The following is a 515-nucleotide window of genomic DNA, read 5'->3' as shown; positions in this document are numbered from 1 at the left end:
TTCGCTACTCGCTTTGCCTGTTTTACTGATCTTTTTACCTCCCTTCTTTTATCTTTGTACAACTCCCAGTCCTCCCCATTTACATCTTTCACACATTCTTCTTTCTTGCTTTCCCCTTTTCTTACCCTATTTACCTCCTTCCAGAACATCTTCTTACAGCTCTTAAAATCCCTGGCTAGTCTTTCCCCCCACCTTTCATTCGCTACTCGCTTTGCCTGTTTAACTGATCTTTTTACCTCCCTTCTTTTATCTTTGTACAACTCCCAGTCCTCCCTCCTCTTACTCTGTAACCATCTCTCGTACACCTGTCTCTTTTCTGCTACCACTTTCTTTACCTCCTCATTCCACCATTCGCTCCCCTTTTTAATACCCTGTCTTCCCACTCTTCTCATTCCACAAACTTCTACAGCACTTTTACACACCGTCTCTTTGAAACACTTCCATTCTTCTTCGACCCCCCTCCACTCGCTACCCCTAACTCCCTCCCACTTCTCCTCCAACTTATCCTTGTACTC

At 44.5% G+C, this 515-nt stretch carries 1 protein-coding gene; it reads right to left on the bottom strand.

What is annotated here, in order from left to right; all coding sequences use genetic code 11:
- Positions 1 to 515, bottom strand: a 515-nt coding sequence (locus AAFM92_16995) for a hypothetical protein (protein ID MEL7302053.1), incomplete at both ends; no start/stop codon positions are given.

The organism is Pseudomonadota bacterium (assembly GCA_038533575.1).
GTDB lineage: Bacteria > Pseudomonadota > Alphaproteobacteria > Rhodobacterales > Rhodobacteraceae > Shimia_B.
This window is presented reverse-complemented; position numbering and strand designations above follow the sequence as displayed.